Here is a 22,959-nt window from a genome sequence, read left to right on the forward strand (position 1 = left end):
TTGGGACTCTCCCTCCAATCCATGGCAGACAAAGCCGAACTTACACCGCATCGCGGCGTTGGTTCACTATCCGCGCATCGAGCGCTTGCTATGGTTCCGGGGTCTCCACCGGCTGGTTCCAATGCGAGTTCTCGTACGCCCTTTGTCCTCCGGTTCATGCCGGAGCTCTGGAACTGGAAGAGGGAACGATATGACCACCCAGCGCATCCGCGACTTTCTCGCAACCCGACGTCCCGACGGTCCCTGCCTCGTGGTTGACCTCGACGTCGTTCGCGACAATTTCCACGCCTTCCGTCACGCCATGCCGGACAGCGCCATCTACTACGCCGTCAAGGCCAATCCGGCTCCGGAAGTGCTGAAGCTGCTCGTCAACCTTGGCTCCAATTTTGATTGCGCATCCGTTGCCGAAATCGAAATGGCGCTGGAAGCCGGCGCGACCGCTGCCCGCATCTCCTATGGCAACACGATCAAGAAGGAGCGTGATGTCGCTCGCGCTCATGCGCTCGGCGTCAGCCTCTTTGCGGTCGACAGCCACGAGGAAGTCGAGAAGATCTCGCGCGCTGCTCCCGGCGCCCGTGTCTTCTGTCGCGTGCTCACCGATGGCGAAGGCGCCGAATGGCCGCTGTCGCGCAAGTTCGGCTGCGTTCCGCAGATGGCCGTCGACGTTCTCGTCTACGCTCATCAGCTCGGCCTGCAGTCCTACGGCGTCTCCTTCCATGTCGGCTCGCAGATGACCAAGGTCGATGCCTGGGATTCGGCTCTTGCCGATGCCAAGCGTGTCTTCGTTCAACTTGCCAAGCAGGGCATCCACCTGCAGATGGTCAACATGGGCGGCGGCTTCCCGACCAAGTATCTGCGTGACGTTCCGTCCGCGGAAGCTTACGGCAAGTCGATCTACCAGGCGCTGCGCACGCATTTCGGCAACCAGATCCCGCAGACGATCATCGAGCCGGGTCGCGGCATGGTCGGCAATGCCGGTGTCATCAAGGCGGAAGTCGTGCTGATCTCCAAGAAGTCGGACAATGACGACGCCCGCTGGGTCTTCCTCGACATCGGCAAGTTCGGCGGTCTCGCCGAAACCATGGACGAGGCCATCCGTTACCCGATCCGCACCGAGCGCGACGGCGACGAGATGGAGCCCTGCGTGATCGCCGGCCCGACCTGCGACTCGGCCGACGTGCTGTATGAAAAGAACCTCTATCCGCTGCCGCTGTCTCTGACGATCGGCGACGAGGTCCTGATCGAAGGCACCGGCGCCTATACGACGACCTACTCGGCAGTCGCTTTCAACGGCTTCGAGCCGCTGAAGGCCTACGTCATTTAAGGCCTTGTTTCTGCTAGTCCCGTAACCAGCCGGGGCGGCAAATTCACAATTCTCCGAAGTCACCGTCTGAAACGGTTTTGAGTGCGGGAGGCCACGATGGCCGCTGTTCTTGATTCTGTCCGTGCATTCTTTGCGCCCTCCATTTTCACCATCGACGCCGAAAATCCGTCGGATGTCGTCGCGCGTGAAAACCTGCTCGATCGCGTCATGGGCACTGACCGCCGCAAGAAGTCGTCGGAGAAAATCCGCCGCAACCGTATTCCGGCCGAAGGACTTGCGCTGGTCGCGCGTGACCGCGACGGCCATCTGATCGGCACGGTGCGGCTCTGGAACGTCGAGGCCGGCGTCAACGCCGAAGGCACGCCGATCAACGCGCTGCTGCTCGGTCCGCTGGCCGTCGATTGCCGTCACGGCGGCAAGGGCGTCGGCTCGGCCCTGATGCGCGCGGCGATCCTCGAGGCGAAGAACCGCGGGCATGGCGCCGTCCTGCTCGTCGGCGATGCCGCCTATTACGAGCGCTTCGGCTTCTTCGCTGAAAAGGCTCGCCATCTTGTCATGCCGGGTCCGTTCGAACGCTCGCGCTTTCTCGCGCTTGAGCTCACTGAAGGCTGGCTTGACGGCGCGGCTGGCATGATCGTCCCCTCGGGACGCATGCTGGCCAGCGCGCCGGTTCGCCGCGCAGCTTGAGCTGCACGCCCGTCGGCAAGTGGGGAATCTCTTTCCCGGGCCGGCGACGTCCGCGCCGCTTGATCATGCAGGCAGGCGGGTCTGCCATGGTTGCGGCGCGGATTGTCTTTCCGTGACAGGGCGGTGAGGCGTGCGAATAATCGGCTCACCAGCAGACACGATCGCGTGAAAAGTGCCATGGGCACACGAAGATGCTGCGGCGATATCCTATCATGCGCCGCACGATCCGGATTTTTCCCCTTCTGCTTTTCTTCTGCCTGCCGTTTGGCGCAACAGGCCTGGCGTCCGCCCAGAGCACGGCGTCCGCCGCCGGGCTTGGTCCGCGTCTCGACCAAGCGGCGAGCGATCCGGCGCTGCGACCGCTCAAGACGGTGGTCGTCGCTCGCAACGGACGCGTTCTCACCGAACGCGGCTTCCACGGTCATTCGCCGTCGGAAACGACCAATATCAAATCCGCTTCGAAATCGATCATTTCGGCGCTTGTCGGTATCGCGATCGGCAAAGGACTGCTGGATGGGCCGGACCAGAAGATCGCGCCGATCCTGAAGGCCGATCTTCCCTCATCGCCTGATCCGCGCCTCAACGACATCACCATCGGCAATCTTCTCTCCATGCAGGCGGGACTCGAATCGCATGTCCGGACCGAATTACGGCCGCTGGGTCTCGTCGCGCAACTGGGTGCGCTTTGCCCTTTCGCAGCCTTTTGTCGATCAGCCCGGCGGAGAGATGCTCTATTCCACCGCATCCACGCATCTGCTTTCGGCCATTCTAACCAAGGTCAGCGCCAGGTCGACCCTGGCTTTGGCGCGCGATTGGCTCGGCCCAATCGAGGGTTTCCGTATCGGCGCATGGGAGCGCGACCCGCAGGGCATCTATCTCGGCGGCAATCAGATGGCGATGAGCGCCCGCTCCCTGCTTGCTTTCGGCGAGCTTTATCGCAATGGCGGGCGGGCGCACGGCGGAGGGAGTGCAGGTGGTGCCCGCCGACTGGATCGTGCAATCCTGGCAGCGCCGCACCAATTCACGCTTCTCCGGCGACGAATATGGCTATGGCTGGTTCACACGTGAGATCGGCGGCGAGCAGGTGCATTTCGGCTGGGGTTATGGCGGCCAGATGCTCTACATCGTGCCGTCGCTCGATCTCACCGTCGTCATGACCTCGGAAGAGAGCGGTCCTTCGGCCCGAAACGGCTACCGCGATTTGCTGCACGGTCTGCTGGCCGACATTATCGGCACGGTGCGGGCGGCTTGACCACAGCGGCGCAGGGAAAACCGCCGATCGTTCAATTCTTAACGAAGGCTCCAATCAAACCGCAAAATGCTTGCTGTAGGTTCCGCGACCAGAACCTCGGAAAACCACATGCTACTGGGCTTTGCCAGCATTTCCAAGGGGATCATGCGCTCAAGCGATCTGCTCGCCCGCCAAGGCGGGGACGAGTTCTTGGCGGTGCTGAAAAACATCTCACAGGAAGATGCGATGGCGATTGCCGAGCGCATCCGTCTCGACTTCGCCGCCGCCATGCAGCGGCCGGATCTCGCCGTCTTTCCTGCGCTCAGCATCGGCGTCGCCACGCGGGAAGGCGGCGGAGATTTCGAACGGCTCGTGCACAAGGCCGATGAGGCGCTCTATCGCTCGAAGCGCGAAGGCCGAAATCGCGTTGAAGCCTTTTGGGAAAACCAGCAAGCGGCATAGCGCGTGGGCGCGACCCTGTAGCGATTACCTAAATATTCTGATCCATCGTCTCGGCCGGGATTTCGTCGGTACGGTGGATACGAACGACGGCGGCCGGCACGCCGGCGACCGTGCAATGTTCGGGGACCGGCTTCAGCACGACACTGCCGGCGGCGATTTTGCTGAAGGCGCCGATTTCGATATTGCCGAGGATCTTGGCGCCCGCGCCGATCATGACGCCGTGGCGGATCTTCGGATGACGGTCGCCCGTCTCCTTGCCGGTGCCGCCGAGCGTGACGTTCTGCAGGATCGATACTTCATCTTCGATCACCGCTGTTTCGCCGATGACGATGCCCGAGCCATGGTCGAGCATGATGGCGGCGCCGATCTGGGCTGCCGGATGGATATCCGGGCCGAAGACCAGCGAGGCCAGATTGGCGAGCCATGTGGCGATTTCCGGGCGGCCCCCTTTCCAGAGCGCATGGGCGATGCGATGGGTCTGCAGCGCATGGAAGCCCTTGAGGTTCAGAAGCGCGTGCAGAAACGTCGTGCAGGCGGGATCACGCTCGCGCACGGCAGCGAGATCTGCCTCGACTTTCCGCATGATGTCGTCATCAAGCGTGGACAGGATGAGATCGAACAAATCGCCCGTTTCAACTTGCGGCACCGAAAGCCGCGCGGTCAGCACACGGGCGAGGATCTCATGGCTGCCGGCAGCGTCCGTCACCTGCTCGGCAAGCAGTCGCTGCAATATCGGCTCGCGCACGGCAAGCTCGCCCGCCTCGGCGCGGATCACGGCCCAGATGGATACGCCGCCCGAGGATTGCGGCTGTTGCTCGGCCAAGCCGAGGCCGGTCGATTTCGGCATTGACGTTTCCTCTGTCAGCCACGGCGCGGGCAATGCCTGCGTGGATTTTCATGTTTCGCCCGGCCAAGGCATTTGGCAAGCCCGATCTTCTAACCGGACGGTTTCGGGCTGAGCGTCGGTTTGGGAAGACGGCGCCAATGATAGAGCACGTCAGGCTCTTTTTCCTCGTTGTCGGCACCGTCGGTCTCTTCCTCGGCGGTAAAGCCATGCCTCTCGTAGAAAGCGCGTGCGCCCGTATTGCGCTGGAATGTCCAGAGCCGGATCTCATTCATCTCCTCTCTGGCGCAGCCGAGGAGGAGGGAGCCGATGCCCATGGCCTGGAAGTCGGGGAGAACGTAAAACTGCTCTATCCAGTTATCGCCATAGGCGATGACGCCGACGAGCTTGTTTGCCATGGCGGCGCCGAGGATCGTGCAGTTCGGCAGGAGATGCATGCGCCAATACTGCTCTTCTTCCTCAGGCGTGTGCAGAACGGGCAGCCAGGGCAGGCGCTGCCAGAGCGCCACGCGCCTGATCTCAGCGCAGCCCGCATGTGGTCGGCGCCGAGCGTCACGAGTTCGGGTTCCGTCAAGGCGCCATCCACTACCGGGAACGCGGCATCAGGCAGAAATATCGACGACGCCGCAATCGCCGGCTTCCGAGGCGAAAGCAAGCAGCTTGCCGTCCCTGCTCCAACTCATCGCCGTGATCGCGCCCTTGCCGGGGCGGCGCAGCAGCGCTTCCTTGTTGTCGGCAACGCGCACAGCGAGGATCATGCCGTCAACGAAGCCGATGGCGAGGATATCTTCCAGCGGATGGAATTTCACCGAGGTCGCCATGATGTTGGCGCGGGTGCCGAGTTCCAGCGGCGCCTTGCCCATCGGACCGTCCTTGCCCTGGAAAGGCCAGACGATGGCCGCCGGCGCGCCCGAGGAGGCGAGCCATTTGCCCTTGACCGACCAGGAGAGGGATTTCACCTTGGCGGGATAGCCGGTCATGCGCATGTGGCGGGCTTCGGCGCCGGGCTTGCTGTCGAGCTTCCAGCCGTGCAGCGCGTTTTCCTGCATCGAGGTGACGAGGAAATTACCATCCGGCGAGAAGGTGACGCCGGTATGCGCGCCCTTCCATTCGAGATCGACCGGTTTGGCGCTCATACCGACCCAATGCAGCGACACGCCGTTGTAACGGGCAACGGCGATGCGTAGACCCTTCGGTGCGAAGGCGAGGCCTTCGACGGTGCGCTCCTCGGGAAATTCCTTGGTCGTGCCGTCGGCAAGGCGCACGAGCGAACTTTTGCCGTAAGAATAGGCGATGGCGCCCTGCGGGCCGGCCGCGACCTGTGAAATCCATTTGCGCGGTGCGGTCGCGAGTTCGCTGACGCTGCCGTCGGCGGTGATGCGCAGGACCTTGCCGTCCTCGCCGCCGGAGATCAGGCTGTCGCTATAAGGATCGCGGATCGCGGTGAGCATGCCCTGATGGGCTTCTGAAACCCTCTCGCCGCCGTCCAGCCGGTGAAACGTGCCGTTTGCGTTTGCGAAGAAGGGAACATCACCTAAAAATTCGACGGCCAGAATGTGGCCGTCGAGATCAAGCGGCGCAACTGTCGGCATCAGGCGGCTGCCTCGCAGGCCTTGAACGAAGCCTCGAGTTTTTCGCGGTCGAGATCGCGGCCGATGAAGACGAGACGGCTTTCATGCTTCTCGCCATCCTTCCACGGCCGCTGGTGATCACCCTCGATGATCATGTGCACGCCCTGAACGACGTAACGCTGGGGATCATCTTTGAAGGCGATGATGCCCTTGAGGCGAAGAATGTTCGGGCCCTGCACCTGGGTGACTTTCTGGATCCACGGGAAGAAGCGCTCGGGATTCATCTCGCCGCCGCGCAGCGACACCGACTGCACCGTCACATCATGGATCGCGGACATCGCGCCATGATGATGGTCGTGCCCATGATGATCGTGATCATGATGATCGTGATCATGGCCATGATGGTGGTGGTCGTGATCATGGTGATCATGATCGCAATCCGGGCCGCAGACGTGGTCGTCATGGCCGTGTTCCAGGAAATGCGGATCGTTTTCGAGCGCGCGCTCCAGGTTGAAGGCGCCCTGATCGAGCACGCGGGCGAGATCGACGCCGGAGCGGCTGGTCTTGTAGACGCGGGCCGCCGGGTTGATAGCGCGGACGATGTCTTCGATCACATCCAGTTCGTCCGGGGTCACGAGGTCGCTCTTGTTGATGACGACGACGTCGGCGAAGGCGATCTGGTCTTCGGCCTCGCGGCTGTCCTTCAGGCGCAGCGGCAGGTGCTTGGCGTCGACGAGGGCGATGACGGCGTCGAGCTCGGTCTTGGCGCGAACGTCATCGTCCATGAAGAAGGTCTGGGCGACCGGTACCGGATCGGCAAGGCCGGTCGTCTCGACGATGATGCCGTCGAAACGGCCGGGGCGGCGCATCAGGCCTTCGACGACGCGGATCAGGTCGCCGCGCACCGTGCAACAGACGCAGCCGTTGTTCATCTCGTAGATTTCTTCATCCGACTCGACGATCAGGTCGTTGTCGATGCCGATTTCGCCGAACTCGTTGACGATGACCGCATATTTCTTGCCGTGGTTTTCGGAGAGGATGCGGTTGAGCAAGGTCGTCTTTCCGGCGCCGAGATAACCGGTGAGCACGGTGACGGGAATAGGCTTCTGGGTGGAGATCGCGTCGGTCATGAGAACCTCTAAATTAGGCGTACGGCCGAACGGCGTAGGATCGGCCGCTTGAGCGGTTGGTCTCATATAATGGCATGGGCACGGCAGTTCAAAGGATTTTATATGTTATAAGATCACATCGCCGCCCGATGCGGATGACCGCTTTTCAACGGAGCTCGCCGAGGTCGAATGCATCGACATCCTCCAGAAGTTCCACCAGCCCCTTCACCGCATGGGCAATCAGCGCCTCGCCCTTTTCGGCCGTCGCAACCGCGGCATTGCCTGCGACGCCCGATTTATTGAGATCCAACATCTTCCAGCCGAAGGCATGCGGGCCGTAGGCGCGCAGGTGCTTGAAGCGGGTGGCGAATTCCGTCTGCCGCGAGGGAAAATCCTCAGCCTTTGCCATGTCTACCTTGTCTTGGTGAAGCGCCAGCATGACCGAAGTCTCGATATCGCCGCCATGGATACCGATCGCCTTTTCCTCCGGTGCAATCACGCCATCCGGCAGGCCGAAACGGGTCCAGCTCGTCGCCACAGCCAGCATGGCAAAACGGACCCGCGCCTCGGTCGCGACGACTGATATCAGAGGCGAATTGCCGCCATGGGCGTTCAGCATCACGAATTTGCGAATGTCTCTCTTCGCCAGCCTTTCGGCAATGCCGAGCCAGCGGTTGACCGCTTCGTCGAAGGCGAGCGTCTTCGTTCCTTCAACATCCATGTGCTCTATGGAATAGCCGACCGATTCGGCGGGCAAGAAGGTGACCGGCAGGCCGGCGGGCAGGGCCGCCTTCAATCGTCCGGCGATGCCTTCGGCAATCAGCGTGTCGGTTTCGAAGGGCAGGTGAGGGCCGTGCTGCTCATGGGCGCCGAGCGGCAGCACGGCGATCGGGCGGCGTGCGCCGGGGGCGCGAACCGAGCCGCTGTCGTCGAAGCGGGGCGAAGGCATCATCATCCGGTCGTTGCCTCTTGTTTATGACGAGATCATGGGCAATGTCATATCGCAGCGGCGTCGGGGCTTAAAGATCAAAGGGATGGCTATGGGAAAGAAGCATAAGGACGGCAAGAAGAGCAAGTCCAAGAAGAAGGACCAGACGGAGTACACGCTTGTCGATCTTTCTCCGGCGCTCACCCAGGCGGCCCGTTCCATGCGCACGGTGCTCTCGCGCAACCTGTTCGAAAGCGGTCTCTATGCCGGCCAAGACGGCGTCATTCTCTCGCTTGCCGAGAGCGATGGCATGACGGCGGGCGGTCTTGCGCAAAAGCTCGGCGTCAAGGCGCCGACGATGACGCGGACGATTGGCCGCATGGAGGCGCAGGGCTTTCTCGAGCGCAAGCCCGATGCCGAGGATGCGCGCCTCACCAAGGTCTATCTCACTGCGCTCGGCCGTGACAGCGTGCGGGCGATCGAAATGGCGGCCTCGGCCTGCGACAGGCTGGCGACGCAGGAATTTTCAGAAAAGGAAATCCGCAATCTGGTTCGCCTGCTGAAGGCGATCGACGCCAATCTGCAGGCGGAAGCGCATGCCATTGAAGAGCCGGACGAAGACTGAAATTTCTCCTGAAAGACGAATTGCCTCCGCCGGTTAAATCTTTTAATTAAACAGTTTAAGGGCCGCGCCGGTTTCCGGCATGGTCTTACTGTCTTGCGTGCTGCCTGGAGGAGGACACGTGGCCCAGAAGATCAAGCTTTCGACAATTGCCGAGACGCTCGGCATTTCAACGGCGACCGTGTCGCTCGCCTTGCGCGACAGTCCGCTGGTTGCCGGCAATACGCGGGAGAAGATCAAGGAGCAGGCGCGCGCGCTCGGCTACATCTACAATCGCCGTGCCGCCAGCCTGCGCACCTCGCGCTCCGGCATCATCGGCGTCGTCGTCCACGACATCATGAATCCGTTCTACGGTGAGATCCTGAAGGCGATCGAAAGCGAGCTCGATCGCAGCCGCCACACCTTCATCCTTTCCAATCACTATGACAATGTCGAGAAACAGCGCACCTTCATCGAGACGCTCCTGCAGCTCGGCGGCGACGGTGTGATCATGTCGCCGGCGATCGGCACGCCGCCCGAGGACGTGCAACTGGCGGAAGAAAACGGTATGCCGGCGATCCTTGTTGCCCGCTCGATGGAGGGGCAGGACCTGCCGACCTATCGCGGCGACGACAGCTACGGCATCTCGCTTGCCACCAACCACCTGATCGGCCTCGGCCACCGCTCGATCGCGATGATCGGCGGTACGGACCAGACATCCACCGGCCGCGACCGCTACCAGGGCTATGTCAATGCCCTGCGCAAGGCGGGCATCGAAGTCGATCCGAATCTGCGCATTCCGGGCCCCCGCTCGAAGCAGGGCGGTTTCGAGGCGGCGGTGCATTTCCTCTCGCTGCCGCAGAAGCCGACGGCGGCCGTTTGCTGGAACGATCTCGTCGCGATCGGCCTGATGAACGGCATTGCCCGCGCCGGCCTGGTGCCGGGCCGGGATATCTCCGTCACCGGTTATGACGATCTCGAGGAGGCTTCGATCGCCACGCCGGCGCTGACAACCGTCTGGAACGGCCAGACCGAAGTCGGCCGTCTGGCCGCGCGCGCGCTTCTCGACCGTCTTGCCGGCAGCCACGAACCGGACGGCATGCATTTGATCAAGCCGGAAATGCGCATCCGCCAGTCGACCAGTCCCCATCGGCCCCGCGCCTGAACCAGACTCTGTCCAAGAGGAAAGCCATGTCCCGCATCGCCATTCTCGTTCCCGGGAAGATACACGAACGTGTTCTCGAAAGGCTGAAGGATCGTTTTGAAATCATCGCTGTCGTCCGCGAGGAAAAGCTGGCGCTCGACAGCGACACCGCCGGCCGCATCCGCGGCGTCGCCGTCTCCGGCGCCTTTCCCGGCAGTTGGATGGACCAGTTGCCTGGCGTCGAGGTGATCGCCAGTTTTGGCGTCGGTTATGACGGCATGGATGTCAAACGGGCCGCCGAAAAGGGCATCGTCGTCACCAATACGCCCGACGTCCTGAATGACGAGGTTGCCGACACGGCGATTGGCCTGCTCCTGAACACGATCCGCGAATTGCCGCGGGCCGAAGCCTGGCTGCGTGCCGGCAACTGGAAGCCGGGCACGGCTTATCCGCTGTCACGGTTCTCGCTCAAGGGCCGTCATGTCGGGCTCTACGGCCTTGGCCGCATTGGGCTCGAGATCGCGAGGCGGCTGGAGCCGTTCAAGGTGAAGATCAGTTATCACACACGTTCGCGCCATGCGGATGCGCCCTACGATTATCACCCGACGCTGAAGGGCTTGGCGGAGGCGGTGGATACGCTGATTGCCATCGTTCCGAAGACGCCGCAGACGCATAAGACGATCGATGCCGATATCCTGGCCGCTCTCGGTCCGAACGGAATTCTCGTCAATGTCGGCCGCGGCTGGACGGTTGATGAAGAAGCGCTGAGCGCCGCCCTCGCGTCAGGCGCGCTCGGTGCTGCCGGTCTCGACGTCTTTTATGAAGAGCCGAGCGTGCCGTCCGGACTGCTGGAACCGGCCAATGCCGTGCTGCTGCCGCACGTTGCCTCGGCCTCCGTGCCCACGCGCATGGCGATGGCCGACCTGGTCGCCGACAATCTCATCGCCTGGTTCGAGAGGGGGGCGGCGCTGACGCCGGTGCCGGAAACGCCGCAGAAGCTCAACCGAGACTGAGTTCAGCTGCCTCCGAGACCGTCGTGCGTCCCTGAGGACGCACAAAGGACGCTTGTTCTTTCCGGAATTCGGCACCGATGTTCGATGCGCTAGGCGATCGCCTGCGCGGTGACAGCCGCCAGTTTGCCGGCAGCGTAGCCGCGGACGGCGTCGCCGAAGGCGGTAAACAGCCGGTTCGACGCCTTGTCGGTTTCGGCCCAATATTCCGGATGCCATTGTACGCCGACGGCGAAGGCCCCGGCGTCGATGACGGAAACGGCCTCCACCGTGCCGTCTTCGGCGGTCGCTTCCACCTGCAGGCGCGGCGCGGTTCTGGCGATCGCCTGGCGATGCAGCGAATTCACGCGGATATCGCCCGGGCCGAGAATGCCTGATATGCAGGAGCCTTCCCTGACATGGACGGTCTGGCGGATGGCGTACATGCCGTCACGGTCGACGCCCTCCGGCCGGCGATGGTCCCAGACTCCGGGCTGCTCGTGGATCTCGCTTGCCAGCGAACCGCCGAGAGCGACGTTCAGTTCCTGAATGCCGCGACAGATGGCGAGCAGCGGGATGGCGCGGTCGATGGCGCGGCGAATGAGCGGCAGGCTGGTGGCGTCGCGGGCCGGGTCGAAGGGGCCGTCCCGGTCGGTCGCCTCGGCGCCGTAAAGCGAGGGATGCACATTGCTGGCCGAGCCCGATACCAGCAGACCATCGACGCGGTCGAGCACCGCGTCGGGATCGTAGCCTGCCTCGAAGGCTGGAATCATGAAGGCCATGACGCCGGCCGCGTTCAATGCGGCACTGAGATATTGATGCTGGACGGCATGCCAGGTCGCGCCGTCGAAGCTGCGGATATCGGCAGGAATGGCAACGATCGGTTTCGTCATGTTTGCACCGGTAAAATCTTCTGCTCGTCGTTTTTGCCGCCAGAACCACCGTGAAGTCAACGCCTGGTTTTGTCCGATGAGCCATTGCGCCGCAAACGACGCCGCGGCTCCGGGGCTCGCGCTAAGCTGCTGATTTTGATGGGCGCCTCGCGCGCTCCCTATTGCTATCCTGATGCCAAAGGCTAATAGACTAAAGCTTGAATCGCGGCCCCCTCCATGCTTAGCTCTGCCCTCGCTGCGGGTAGGGATGAAGATTGGCCGCGCAGTGCCATCTATACGGGAGGTTTTTGATGGATCGTCGTTCGTTTTTCAAGAAGGCGGGAACCGCCGGTGCCGGCGCAGTTGCCGCAACGGCGCTGGCAGCGCCTGCGATCGCGCAAGAGAATCCAAAGATCGCGTGGCGCATGACGTCGTCGTTTCCGAAGAGCTTGGATACGATCTATGGCGGTGCCGAAGACATCGCCAAGCATGTTGCCGCCGCGACCGACGGCAATTTCACCATCCAGCCTTTCGCAGCCGGTGAAGTGGTGCCGGGCCTGCAGGCCGTCGATGCGGTGGCCGCCGGCACGGTCGAGGCGGCACATACCACCTCCTATTATTTCGTCGGCAAGGATCCGGCCTATGCCTTCGGAACAGCCATCCCGTTTGGATTGAACAGCCGCCTGACCAACGCCTGGTTCTACGAAGGCAACGGCAATACGCTGATGAACGAGTTCTATGCCACGCAGGGCATGTATGCCCTGCCGGCCGGCAATACCGGCGCACAGATGGGCGGCTGGTTCCGCAAGGAAATCAATACGCTTGACGATCTGAAGGGCGTGAAGATGCGCATTGCCGGCCTTGCCGGACGCATCATGGAGAAGGTCGGTGTCGTCCCGCAGCAGATCGCCGGCGGCGACATCTACCCGGCGCTTGAAAAGGGAACGATCGATGCGGCTGAGTTCGTGGGTCCCTATGACGACCTGAAGCTCGGCTTCCACAAAGTGGCGAAATACTACTATTACCCGGGCTGGTGGGAAGGCGGCCCGACGGTGCACGCCTTCTTCAATCTGGATAAATGGAGCAACCTGCCGAAGCATTATCAGGCAGCGCTCACCGACGCCTGCGCCTTCGCCAACACCAACATGCTGGCGAAATACGATATGAAGAACCCGACGGCGCTGAAACAGCTCGTTGCGGAGGGTGCGACGTTGCGCCCGTTCAGCCAGGAGATCATGGAAGCCTGCTTCCAGGCGGCAATGGGCATCTACGGCGAAATCTCGGCCAACAACCAGTATTTCAAGAAGATCTACGAGGACCAGACCGCCTTCAAGCGCGACGCCTATCTGTGGATGCAGCTTTCGGAATACACCTTCGATACGTTCATGATGATCCAGCAGCGGGCCGGAAAGCTCTAGGCTTTCCGCGACCGGCATCGACGCTTTAGGCGAATGCAAGCAAAAACCCCGGATCGTTGATCCGGGGTTTGTTTTTGGTGGGCTATTTGGCTGGCGCCGGCGGAGCCCCCGGCAGGCCGTTCAGCGGCGGCAGGGAGAGCCCCGGTATCTGCGGCGAGCCGTTGCCGCCGCCGCCCACGGGCGGCAGGCCGAACTGGCCGCCAAAGCCCGGCACTTCGATCTTGATCGAGTTCGGATCGACCTTCGGGCCATGGTCCAGCCAGTAGGTGACCGATTGCGGCCAGAAGATCACGATCGCAACCAGGATGATCTGCATGCCGACCCAGGGCAGGGCGCCCATGTAGATATCCGAGGTCTTGACGTCCTTGCTGGCGATCGAGCGGAGGTAGAACAGCGCAAAACCGAAGGGCGGATGCATGAAGCTGGTCTGCATGTTGACGCAGATCAGCACGCCGAACCAGATCAGGTCGATCCCGAGGCTGGAGGCGACGGGGGCGAGCATCGGAATGACGATGAAAGCGATCTCGAAGAAATCGAGAAAGAAAGCGAGCACGAAGATGAAGATGTTGACGAAGATCAGGAAACCGACCGGGCCGCCGGGAATGCCCGACAGCATATGCTCGATCCAGCGCGAACCATCCATGCCCTGGAAGACCAGGCTGAAACAGGTGGAGCCGATCAGGATCATCACCACCATTGACGTAATATGGGTGGTCGACGTCATCGCTTCGCGGATCAGCGGCCAGGTGAGACGGCGGTTCATGGCTGCCAGCGCCATGGCGCCGACGACGCCGAGCGCGCCGGCTTCCGTTGGCGTGGCAAGGCCCATAAAAATCGTCCCGAGCACGAGGAAGATCAGCACGATCGACGGCACCATGCCCATCAGCACTTTCGCCAAAAGCGCCCAGTTGAAATCGCCGCGCACCTCTTTCGGCAGCGGCGGCATCGATTTCGGCTGGATGATCGACATCACCAGGATGAAGAGCACGAAAATCGTCACCTGCAGGATCGAGGGGCCGATGGCGCCGAGATACATGTCGCCGACCGATCTGCCGAGCTGGTCGGCGAGGACGACGAGCACGAGCGAGGGCGGGATCACCTGCGTTATGGTGCCGGAAGCGGCGATGACGCCGGTGGCAAGGCGCGGGCTGTAGCCGTAGCGCAGCATGATCGGCAGCGAGATCACCCCCATGGTGATGACGGAGGCGGCTACCGTGCCGGTGATTGCGCCGAGCACGGCGCCGACGAGGATGACGGCATAGGCGAGGCCGCCGGGAATGCCGCCGAAGAGCTTGCCGGTGCCTTCGAGCAGATCCTCGGCAAGGCCGCAGCGTTCTAATATCGCTCCCATGAAGGTGAAGAAGGGAATGGCGAGCAAGAGGTCGTTGGAGACGATGCCGAAAAAGCGCAGCGGCAGCGCTTGCAGAAAGGCTTCGCTGAAATGGCCGGTAACGATGCCGATGATGCCGAAGAACATGCCGACGGCGGCAAGCGAAAATGCGACCGGAAAGCCGTAGAGCATGAAAATGACCATGCCCAGGAACATGGCCGGCGGAATGATGCCGAAATCAAACAAAACCGTTCCCCCCAGGCGCGCTACTGCAGCGGCTTTTCGTATTTGGTGTCGATGCTGATTTGGCCGGTCAGCGCTGCGATCCGCTTGATCAGCTCGGAAACGCCCTGAAGGGAAAGCAGTGCGAAGCCGGCGACGAGGATCAGCTTGACGGGCCAGCGGATCAGCCCACCGGCATTGCCCGATATTTCCCCCTGCCGGTAGGAAAGCGCGAAGAAGGGCCAGCAGAGCCAGGTCAGGAAGACGCAGACGGGGATGAGGAACAGGATGAGGCCGACGATGTCGATCCAGATCTTCGCCTTCTCGGACACTGCGCCATAAATCAGGTCGACACGAACGTGCTCATTGTTGCGCAGCGCATGCGAGGCGCCGAGCATGACGACGAAGGCGAAGAGGTACCACTGGATCTCAAGCCAACCGTTCGAACTGTAGTTGAAGGTGTAGCGGACGATGGCATTACCGGCGCTGATGAGACAGCAGAACAGGATCATATATTCGGAAAGTTCGCCCATGATCCGACTGACCGAATCAATCAGCCGGCTTGCCGCCAGAAGTATCGACATTCGTTTCCCTTATTTTTGTCCTGCCGTTTTTCGGCAGCTTTCCCTCTTTGGAATCGGTGTAGACCACGGCTTTTGAAATTGGAAGGATAAATGCCTCGCGTTGGAGCATAGTCTAAGTCGCAACAGGCAGCGTCTATGGTCCGCCAATGTTTTAACAACCCAAGCGTGGATAAATTATTTTATGAATCTCGCCAGTAGGGTGCATTATCTCGCGTAAGCTGTGGTGTTCATCTGCTGGTTTTAGAAAATTTGACCAAATGTTTGATTCGATTGAAATCAATTTTTAAAGGGTTGGGCTTAGAATCCCCGCGCACAGGGAAAGTGTGGATGAAGCCAGATAACCCGAACAGGGTCCCTATTGATGTGTATTTGTCGTTTGTGAGCTCCCTTTCCGGGAACCGCATGACGCTTCTCGTCGGCGTGATCGTCCATGTCGCGACATGCCTTGCGGTGGCTGCCAAGACGCAGTACTCCATCTACATCCTGCTGTCGGTCGCCTTCCTTTTGGTCTTCAGCGCTCGCATGGCCATCTTCCGGCAGTTCGATCGTGTCGACAAGCAGAGCCTGTCGCGCGCCGGAATCGAGCGTTGGGAGCGGGTTCTCGTTGCCGCTGGATCCTGCACCACCGCTCTTCTCGGCTTCGCCAGCGGCTACGCCATCTTCGTCGTGCATGATTCCTTTGCGGAGCTTGCCTGCATTTCCGTCACCATGGCGACCATGGTTTCCGTTGTCGGGCGCAACTATGGCTCGCGCTTCGCAGTCGACCTCCAGACGTTCTTCTGCTGCCTGCCGATGATCGTCTGCAGCCTGCTGGCGCTGGATTTCTATCGCGGCGTCCTGTCGATCTTTCTCATCCCCTTCTGGCTGACGACGCGGGCGATGGCGAACGGCGTGCGCGAATTCCTGTATGAGAATGTTATTGCGCGCCGGGAAATCACCATCATCGCCGACCGTTTCGACACGGCGCTCAACAACATGCCGCATGGCCTCGTCATGGTCGATGCTGAAAACCGCATCCAGGTTGTCAACCGCAAGGCCTGCGAACTGCTGAAAATCGGTGCGCCGGCGCGGCTGAAGGATCGCGATCTTGGCGCCGTGCTGCGCTATGGCGCACGCTACAGCTTCATGGACGCCTCACAGCCGGAGCTCATCCTGCGCCAGCTCACCCAGGTGGCCGAAGGCAACCTGTCGCGCACGCTCGTTCATTTTCCCGAGAGCCTGTCGCTCGAATTCTCAGCCAGCCGCAGGGCCGACGGTGGCGCGGTGCTGATCTTCGAAGACGTATCCAGCCGTGTGAAGGCCGAGCAGAAGATCATGCACATGGTCCGCTTCGATGCGTTGACCGGCCTGCCGAACCGCGAATATTTCGGCCAGCTGGTGCAGGAGTATCTCGCCAAACATTCGAGGAAATCGGGGCCACTCGGCTTTATGGTCCTCGATATCGATGAGTTCAAACATGTCAACGACATGCGCGGTCACGTCACCGGCGACCATCTGCTTTGCGCCATCGCCGCCCGCATCAAACAGGTCTGTGGCAACGCCATCCTCGGCCGGCTGATGGGCGACCAGTTCATCTTGTTCTTCCCGCATGCGAAGGAGCCGGCCTCACTCGACCTCGAGATCCGCCGCGTGCACGCTGCGATCCAAGGCCATTATGAGGTCGATGAACTGACCTTCCTCATTTCGCTCAGTGCTGGTTACGCCATTCTCGAAAGTTCCGCTTTCGCGATGGACGAATGGAGCGTCAAGGCGGATCTTGCGCTGTTCGAGAGCAAGTCGCGCTTCAAGGGCGGCATATCAGGCTTCGAGCGCGAGATGGACGGACGCTATATCGAGCAGCAGAAGCTGAAAGCAGACCTTCGCGAGGCGGTCTCTGCCCAGGCGCTGCATCTCGTCTTCCAGCCAATGTTCCGGGCCGACGGCTCGCGCATCGAATGCGCCGAGGCGTTGGCGCGTTGGGTGCATCCGGAGAAGGGCTCGATTCCGCCTGATGTCTTCATTCGGCTCGCCGAGGATATGGGCATCATCTCCGACATCACCCGTTTCGTGCTGTTCAAGGCCTGCAGCGAATGCATTACCTGGCCGGAGCACATCGCCGTCTCAGTCAACCTCTCGGCGCGAGATTTGCGCGATGCCGACATTCTGTCGGTGGTCGCCGACGCGCTTGCCCATTCAGGGCTCGACGCGGCGCGGCTGCATCTCGAAGTCACCGAAAGCTGCCTCATCGACGAGCCGCAGGCTGTGCGCGCCATCCTGGCGGAACTCAGAGCCCGCGGCATCACCATCGCGATCGACGATTTCGGCACCGGCTTCTCCAGCCTCAGCTATCTCGACACGCTGCCGCTCGATATCGTCAAGATCGACCGTTCCTTCGTGCGTAATATCGTCGAGGATACCCGTCGCCTCAAGCTCTTGCGCGGCACGGTCAATCTTGCGCGCGAGCTCGGCCTCAAGATCGTCATCGAGGGGGTCGAGACCGAGGAGCAGCTCGCTCTGCTCAACAAGCACCGCAGCACCGATCTGGTGCAGGGCTATGTCTTCTCGCAGCCGGTGCCTTCCCAGAACATCCCGCTCCTGCAACAGGGCGTCGGCCGCCGCGCCGTCCAACGTCGCCGCAACAAGGTCGCCTGAGCACTCGGCAGCCGCCGATTTTCCTTGTGACGCTCCCCGCCGTTAACCTTAATAGTTTATAAACGGTCCGAATTACCGGATTTCCTTGCCTAAATTTCGCTGCTGTATGATTAATGATCCGTTAACGAGTGGATCAAAATATGTCAGACACACTGTTCACGCGTAGTGATTTCAGTACGAAAATCTTGGAAATTCTGGATCATGTCGAATATCGCCGTGTCGAAAGCAGCGAAGACATGGAGGAGGTGGAGCGGCTGCGCTACAAGGCCTACAAGGCCCACGGCGCGCTGTCGCTTGCCCCGGAAGGCCTATTGGACGATGTCGATTTCGACAGCCATGCCTATATCTTCGGTCTCTACTATTATGGCGAACTGGTCAGTACGATCCGAATTCATTACGTGACGCCGGAGCATCGTATCAGCCGGTCCGGAGAGGCCTTTCCCGAGGCGATGGATGAGCTTTTGGACGCCGGGCTGACCTTGATCGATCCGGCGCGTTTCGCGGCCGATCCGGAGCTCACCGCCAACATGCCATGGGTTCCCTATCTCACGCTGAGACCCGCCATCGTCGCGGCAGCGTATTTCCGGGCTGACCGCGTCATTCAGTCCGTCCGGCCCCCGCATGCCGCCTTCTACAAGCGGGTCTTCTATGCCGATACCATCGTGCCCGGCCGACTGGCGGAGAGTTACGGGGTTGATGTGACGCTGATGGCGACGAATGTGGTGGAGGTCGGGCGCAAGCTATTGACGCGCTATCCCTTCTTCATCTCCAGCGCCAGCGAACAGCGCATGATGTTTTCGCGCACTCCCCACGATACGCTGCCGCCGCTTACCATCATCCCGACGGCGCGCTTCGTGCCGCAAGGTGAACTCGGCACCGACCTGCCGCTGTAATTTCTCCTGCTCTGCGAATGAGGAGAGGTTATGCAGCCGTGACAAGATCCGCAGCCGGCGCCCTCACATTTTTCCTTGCGGAAGAAGGTGATTTGGAACCGCGGCTGCGGCATTCTCATGCATTGCGCTTTCGCCTGTCATTGTGTAATTCCTGCAGGCAGGGACTTCCCTCGGCCTAAGAGGGAATCAGGCAGCGCAAAAGCATTTCAGGGAGACGATATTTATGGCCGAACATCATACCGGACCGGTCGAGACCGGCGCGCCGATGGATTACAAGGAACATGAGCAGACCTACAACATGTTCATTGCCGGCACGAAATACGGCACGATGCTTCTCGTTGTTCTCCTGCTCGCGATGACCGCCGGTTTCTTCGGCGGCGCCGGCCTCCTCGGTGGCCTCTTCGTCTTCATCGTTCTTCTCGCCGCCGGCATCTTCCTGTTCCGCTGATCGCGGCTGGCGCATCGGCTCTGAAAATCGCAATCGATTTTCGGCAAACACGATATGTCTATTCAGGAGTTGGAGCGTCTTTGTGCGTCCGGGGGGACGCAGGCGCTCTAAGGGGAGGGGAGGCTTCTCCGAAGCCTTCCGAATGAGATGCTTGGCCTGCGCAGGCGAGCCTGCGGCGGTCTGGCTGACCCGGAGGAGGGGGCAGTTGGGCAATATTGTTTTCGTTGCAAAGGAAGTCACGGACGGGGAGGCGCGTGTCGCGGCCTCCGCCGAGACCGTGAAGAAGATGAAGGGGTTCGGGTTCGACGTCATCGTCGAGGCCGGCGCCGGTGCGGCTTCGCGCATTCCGGACGCTGAGTTCGAGGCCGTAGGCGCCAGGATCGGCAGTTTTGCCGATGCAGCCTCCGCCGACGTGGTGCTGAAGGTGCGCCGCCCGAGCCCATCGGAAATCGCGGGCTATAAGAGCGGCGCTGTTGTCATCGCGATCATGGACCCCTACGGCAATGACGAGGCGATTGCCGCACTCGCAAGTGCCGGGCTTTCGGCTTTCGCCATCGAGCTGATGCCGCGCATCACCCGCGCCCAGTCGATGGACGTGCTCTCCTCTCAGGCCAATCTCGCCGGCTACCAGGCCGTCATCGAGGCGGCCGCGGTCTATGACCGCGCCATGCCGATGATGATGACGGCGGCAGGCACCGTGCCGGCTGCCAAGGTCTTCGTCATGGGTGCCGGCGTCGCCGGGCTGCAGGCGATCGCCACGGCGCGGCGCCTCGGTGCTGCGGTCTCGGCCACCGACGTTCGCCCGGCCGTCAAGGAGCAGGTTGCCTCGCTCGGCGCCAAGTTCATAGCCGTCGAGGACGAGGAGTTCAAGGCGGCGGAAACGGCCGGCGGTTATGCCAAGGAAATGTCGGCCGATTATCAGGCGAAGCAGGCGGCGCTCGTCGCCGAACACATCGCCAAGCAGGATATCGTCATCACCACCGCTCTCATTCCCGGCCGGCCGGCGCCGCGGCTCGTTTCGCGCGCCATGCTTTCCTCGATGAAGCCGGGTGCGGTCGCCGTCGACCTCGCGGTCGAGCGCGGCGGCAATATCGAGGGCGTCGTTGCCGGCGAGATCGCGGATGTCGAAGGCGTCAGCGTGATCGGCTTCGCCAATATGCCGGGCCGGGTCGCGGCCAGCGCCTCGGCGCTTTACGCCAAGAACCTCGTCACCTTCCTCGAGACGATGGTCAACAAGGAAACGAAGGCGGTCGTCGTCAACCTCGATGACGAGCTCGTCAAGGCAACGATGCTGACCTATGCCGGCGACGTGGTGCATCCCGCCTTCGGCGGCGCGAAGAAGGGAGACATGTGATGGCCAGTGAAGCAATGGACAGAGCGCTGCAGCAGTTGAACGACGCCGTGACGGCCGTCGCCACCGCAGCCGCGCATGCCCCCGAAGCGGCAAGTGCGGCAACGGGCGGGGCGATCGATCCCTTCGTCTTCCAGCTGGCGATCTTCGTCTTGTCGATTTTCGTCGGCTATTACGTCGTCTGGTCAGTGACGCCGGCGCTGCATACGCCGCTGATGGCGGTGACCAACGCGATCTCCTCGGTCATCGTCGTCGGCGCGCTTCTGGCGGTCGGCATCTCCACGAGCGGGCTTGCGACCGGCTTCGGCTTCGTTGCCCTGGTGCTGGTCTCGGTCAACATCTTCGGCGGCTTCCTGGTCACGCAGCGCATGCTTTCGATGTACCGCAAGAAGGACCGGTGAGGGATCGATGACCAATATCGCAGCTTTCCTCTACCTCGTTTCCGGCGTGCTCTTCATCCTGGCGCTGCGCGGCCTGTCGCATCCGGCCACCAGCCGCAAGGGCAATCTCTACGGCATGATCGGCATGGGGATCGCCATCCTGACGACGCTGGTGTTGGCGACCCCGAACTTCGGCGGCCTCGTGCTGATCATCCTCGGCCTTGCCATCGGCGGCAGCGCCGGCGCCTATGTCGCTCGCACCATCGCCATGACCTCGATGCCGCAGCTCGTCGCCGGCTTCCATTCGCTGGTCGGGCTTGCCGCCGTGCTGGTCGCTGCCTCCGCGCTTTATACGCCCGCCTCCTTCGGCATCGGCGAGATCGGTCATATCCATACCGAGGCGCGCATCGAAATGGCGCTGGGCGTCGCGATCGGGGCGCTCACCTTCACCGGCTCGATCATCGCCTTCCTGAAGCTCGACGGGCGCATGTCCGGCAAGCCCATCCTGCTGCCCTACCGGCATTTGATCAATGCAACCCTGCTGGCGCTGATCGTGCTCTTCATCATCGGCCTTGCCGCTACCGAAAGCCATTTCGACTTCTGGGCCGTCGTGGCGCTGTCGCTGGCGCTCGGTGTCCTGCTGATCGTGCCGATCGGCGGCGCCGACATGCCCGTCGTTGTCTCCATGCTGAACTCCTATTCCGGCTGGGCTGCGGCCGGCATCGGCTTCACCCTCGGCAATCTGGCGCTGATCATCACCGGCGCGCTCGTCGGCTCCTCCGGCGCCATCCTCTCCTACATCATGTGCAAGGGCATGAACCGGTCCTTCGTCTCGGTCATTCTCGGCGGTTTCGGCGGCGAGACGGCATCCGGCGGGCCGGACACATCAGACAAGACGGTCAAGCTCGGCTCCGCCGAGGATGCGGCCTATCTGATGGCGAATGCCTCGAAGGTCGTCATCGTGCCGGGTTATGGCATGGCGGTCGCCCAGGCTCAGCATGCGCTGCGCGAACTTGCCGACAATCTGAAGAAGAACGGCGTCGAGGTGAAATATGCGATCCACCCGGTCGCAGGCCGCATGCCCGGCCATATGAATGTGCTGCTGGCCGAAGCCAATGTTCCCTATGACGAGGTCTTCGAGCTCGAAGACATCAATTCGGAGTTCGCCCAGGCCGATGTCGCCTATGTCATCGGCGCCAATGACGTCACCAATCCAGCGGCGCGCGACGACAAGACCTCGCCGATCTACGGCATGCCGATCCTCGACGTCGATCGGGCGAAGACCTGCCTGTTCGTCAAGCGCTCGCTTGGTTCGGGTTATGCCGGCATCGACAACACGCTGTTCTACAAGGACGGCACGATGATGCTGCTCGGCGACGCCAAGAAAATGACCGAAGACATTAATAAGGCGATCGCGCATTGAGCCGATGAGCCGCCCTTTTTGGGCGGCTTTTCTCATATCTCGCCCGGCGCCAGCGTCATCTTCTCGACGCCGATCGCCAGGTTCAGCCCTTCCTGCGCCTGGACATTCAGCGGCTGCAGCATGAAAGCCTTATTGGTGCCGCCGGCGATCACTTTGGCGCCGGCGCCCGCACCGATGCTCGCATCGGCGCCGACACCGTAATATTCGCCGGCAAGGGCGAATTGCGGCATATCGGTGCCGGTCTTTGCCAGGACCTGCCAGATCATCACGCTCTTGCCCGTCTGGCCGATGTCGAGGCCGAACTTCTCGATTTTTCCGGCATAGACGGCCTTGGCGCCGCCGGATGCCGGCGTATAGGTGCAGATAAGGTTCTTCTGCGAGGTGACGATCAGGCCCTGACCGCCATCCGATCCGCAGACCAGACGGCCAAGCGTCACATAACTTTCCGCACTCGCCGGGCTTGCCAAGGCAGCGGCCGCCAATGCCGCGGCGGCGATCATCGTTTGCTTGAACATGG

20 protein-coding genes and 3 pseudogenes are annotated in these 22,959 nt (G+C 61.7%); 14 read left to right on the forward strand and 9 right to left on the reverse strand.

What is annotated here, in order from left to right:
- The first annotated feature begins 190 nt into the window (after positions 1-190).
- From odc2 to B5E41_RS23020, 4 genes and pseudogenes are all read left to right on the forward strand, one after another.
- Positions 191-1,324 carry an ornithine/lysine decarboxylase gene (odc2, locus tag B5E41_RS23005; RefSeq protein ID WP_088396200.1) on the forward strand — a complete coding sequence of 378 codons (1,134 nt, stop codon included), beginning with the start codon at positions 191-193 and terminating at the stop codon, positions 1,322-1,324.
- A gap of 96 nt (positions 1,325-1,420) precedes the next feature.
- A complete protein-coding gene (locus B5E41_RS23010; RefSeq protein WP_064811366.1) occupies positions 1,421-2,011 on the forward strand; it encodes a GNAT family N-acetyltransferase in 591 nt (196 codons plus the stop codon).
- Between the two features lie 191 nt (positions 2,012-2,202).
- Positions 2,203-3,263, forward strand: a pseudogene (locus tag B5E41_RS23015) (serine hydrolase domain-containing protein).
- 120 nt (positions 3,264-3,383) lie between these two features.
- Positions 3,384-3,704: pseudogene (locus tag B5E41_RS23020) on the forward strand (GGDEF domain-containing protein); the annotation flags it as partial.
- A 28-nt stretch (positions 3,705-3,732) separates the two neighbouring features.
- Here the strand turns inward: B5E41_RS23020 and cysE are convergent.
- The 5 genes and pseudogenes from cysE to B5E41_RS23045 all read right to left on the reverse strand — a co-directional run bounded on the left by cysE (position 3,733) and on the right by B5E41_RS23045 (position 8,183).
- Positions 3,733-4,551, reverse strand: coding sequence for a serine O-acetyltransferase (gene cysE / locus B5E41_RS23025; protein WP_088396201.1), 819 nt, complete (start codon positions 4,549-4,551; stop codon positions 3,733-3,735).
- Between the two features lie 89 nt (positions 4,552-4,640).
- Positions 4,641-5,134: pseudogene (locus B5E41_RS23030) on the reverse strand (N-acetyltransferase family protein).
- Between the two features lie 16 nt (positions 5,135-5,150).
- Positions 5,151-6,140 carry a WD40 repeat domain-containing protein gene (locus B5E41_RS23035; protein ID WP_088396202.1) on the reverse strand — a complete coding sequence of 330 codons (990 nt, stop codon included), beginning with the start codon at positions 6,138-6,140 and terminating at the stop codon, positions 5,151-5,153.
- Entirely contained in the window at positions 6,140-7,249 is a 1,110-nt protein-coding gene (locus tag B5E41_RS23040) for a CobW family GTP-binding protein (protein ID WP_088396203.1), read from the reverse strand. Before B5E41_RS23040 ends, B5E41_RS23035 begins: the two co-directional genes overlap by 1 nt.
- Positions 7,250-7,394: 145 nt before the next feature.
- Positions 7,395-8,183, reverse strand: a complete 789-nt coding sequence (locus B5E41_RS23045) for a creatininase family protein (RefSeq protein WP_088396204.1) — start codon at positions 8,181-8,183, stop codon at positions 7,395-7,397.
- 85 nt (positions 8,184-8,268) lie between these two features.
- On the opposite strand from B5E41_RS23045, the gene B5E41_RS23050 reads away from it, so the two are divergent.
- The 3 genes from B5E41_RS23050 (at position 8,269) to B5E41_RS23060 (ending at position 10,914) form a co-directional block, all read left to right on the forward strand.
- Positions 8,269-8,781, forward strand: a complete 513-nt coding sequence (locus B5E41_RS23050) for a MarR family winged helix-turn-helix transcriptional regulator (RefSeq protein ID WP_088396205.1) — start codon at positions 8,269-8,271, stop codon at positions 8,779-8,781.
- Between the two features lie 118 nt (positions 8,782-8,899).
- Positions 8,900-9,922 carry a LacI family DNA-binding transcriptional regulator gene (locus B5E41_RS23055; protein WP_064805004.1) on the forward strand — a complete coding sequence of 341 codons (1,023 nt, stop codon included), beginning with the start codon at positions 8,900-8,902 and terminating at the stop codon, positions 9,920-9,922.
- A 26-nt stretch (positions 9,923-9,948) separates the two neighbouring features.
- Positions 9,949-10,914 carry a 2-hydroxyacid dehydrogenase gene (locus B5E41_RS23060; protein WP_088396206.1) on the forward strand — a complete coding sequence of 322 codons (966 nt, stop codon included), beginning with the start codon at positions 9,949-9,951 and terminating at the stop codon, positions 10,912-10,914.
- An 89-nt stretch (positions 10,915-11,003) separates the two neighbouring features.
- Here B5E41_RS23060 and B5E41_RS23065 read toward each other — a convergent pair whose 3' ends face one another.
- Complete coding sequence (locus B5E41_RS23065) at positions 11,004-11,783, reverse strand: gamma-glutamyl-gamma-aminobutyrate hydrolase family protein (protein WP_088396207.1); 780 nt, start codon at positions 11,781-11,783, stop codon at positions 11,004-11,006.
- Positions 11,784-12,073: 290 nt separating this feature from the next.
- On the opposite strand from B5E41_RS23065, the gene B5E41_RS23070 reads away from it, so the two are divergent.
- Positions 12,074-13,180 (forward strand): TRAP transporter substrate-binding protein, encoded by a 1,107-nt coding sequence (locus B5E41_RS23070; protein ID WP_088396208.1) that lies wholly within the window; start codon positions 12,074-12,076, stop codon positions 13,178-13,180.
- Between the two features lie 82 nt (positions 13,181-13,262).
- Here B5E41_RS23070 and B5E41_RS23075 read toward each other — a convergent pair whose 3' ends face one another.
- Together B5E41_RS23075 and B5E41_RS23080 are read right to left on the reverse strand one after the other, a co-directional pair.
- Entirely contained in the window at positions 13,263-14,756 is a 1,494-nt protein-coding gene (locus tag B5E41_RS23075; protein ID WP_088396209.1) for a TRAP transporter large permease, read from the reverse strand.
- A gap of 20 nt (positions 14,757-14,776) precedes the next feature.
- Positions 14,777-15,316 (reverse strand): TRAP transporter small permease subunit, encoded by a 540-nt coding sequence (locus tag B5E41_RS23080; protein WP_088396210.1) that lies wholly within the window; start codon positions 15,314-15,316, stop codon positions 14,777-14,779.
- 327 nt (positions 15,317-15,643) lie between these two features.
- Between B5E41_RS23080 and B5E41_RS23085 the strand changes: the two genes are divergently transcribed.
- The 6 genes from B5E41_RS23085 to B5E41_RS23110 all read left to right on the forward strand — a co-directional run bounded on the left by B5E41_RS23085 (position 15,644) and on the right by B5E41_RS23110 (position 22,442).
- The gene (locus B5E41_RS23085) at positions 15,644-17,947 is read left to right on the forward strand and encodes a putative bifunctional diguanylate cyclase/phosphodiesterase (protein ID WP_088396211.1); all 2,304 of its coding nucleotides are present in this window, start codon (positions 15,644-15,646) and stop codon (positions 17,945-17,947) included.
- 140 nt (positions 17,948-18,087) lie between these two features.
- Positions 18,088-18,840 carry an N-acyl amino acid synthase FeeM domain-containing protein gene (locus tag B5E41_RS23090; protein ID WP_064811354.1) on the forward strand — a complete coding sequence of 251 codons (753 nt, stop codon included), beginning with the start codon at positions 18,088-18,090 and terminating at the stop codon, positions 18,838-18,840.
- Between the two features lie 223 nt (positions 18,841-19,063).
- Positions 19,064-19,288: an aa3-type cytochrome c oxidase subunit IV gene (locus tag B5E41_RS23095; RefSeq protein ID WP_011426827.1), complete on the forward strand. Its 225-nt coding sequence runs from the start codon at positions 19,064-19,066 to the stop codon at positions 19,286-19,288.
- A 205-nt stretch (positions 19,289-19,493) separates the two neighbouring features.
- Positions 19,494-20,642, forward strand: a complete 1,149-nt coding sequence (locus B5E41_RS23100) for a Re/Si-specific NAD(P)(+) transhydrogenase subunit alpha (protein WP_088396212.1) — start codon at positions 19,494-19,496, stop codon at positions 20,640-20,642.
- Positions 20,642-21,040: a proton-translocating transhydrogenase family protein gene (locus tag B5E41_RS23105; RefSeq protein ID WP_003582338.1), complete on the forward strand. Its 399-nt coding sequence runs from the start codon at positions 20,642-20,644 to the stop codon at positions 21,038-21,040. Before B5E41_RS23100 ends, B5E41_RS23105 begins: the two co-directional genes overlap by 1 nt.
- Positions 21,041-21,047: 7 nt before the next feature.
- The gene (locus tag B5E41_RS23110; RefSeq protein ID WP_088396213.1) at positions 21,048-22,442 is read left to right on the forward strand and encodes an NAD(P)(+) transhydrogenase (Re/Si-specific) subunit beta; all 1,395 of its coding nucleotides are present in this window, start codon (positions 21,048-21,050) and stop codon (positions 22,440-22,442) included.
- Between the two features lie 32 nt (positions 22,443-22,474).
- Here the strand turns inward: B5E41_RS23110 and B5E41_RS23115 are convergent, their stop codons facing one another.
- Positions 22,475-22,957, reverse strand: coding sequence for a DUF992 domain-containing protein (locus B5E41_RS23115; RefSeq protein WP_088396214.1), 483 nt, complete (start codon positions 22,955-22,957; stop codon positions 22,475-22,477).
- Positions 22,958-22,959: the final 2 nt, after the last annotated feature.

Origin of the sequence: Rhizobium esperanzae (assembly GCF_002204185.1) — a bacterium.
Lineage (GTDB): Bacteria > Pseudomonadota > Alphaproteobacteria > Rhizobiales > Rhizobiaceae > Rhizobium > Rhizobium esperanzae.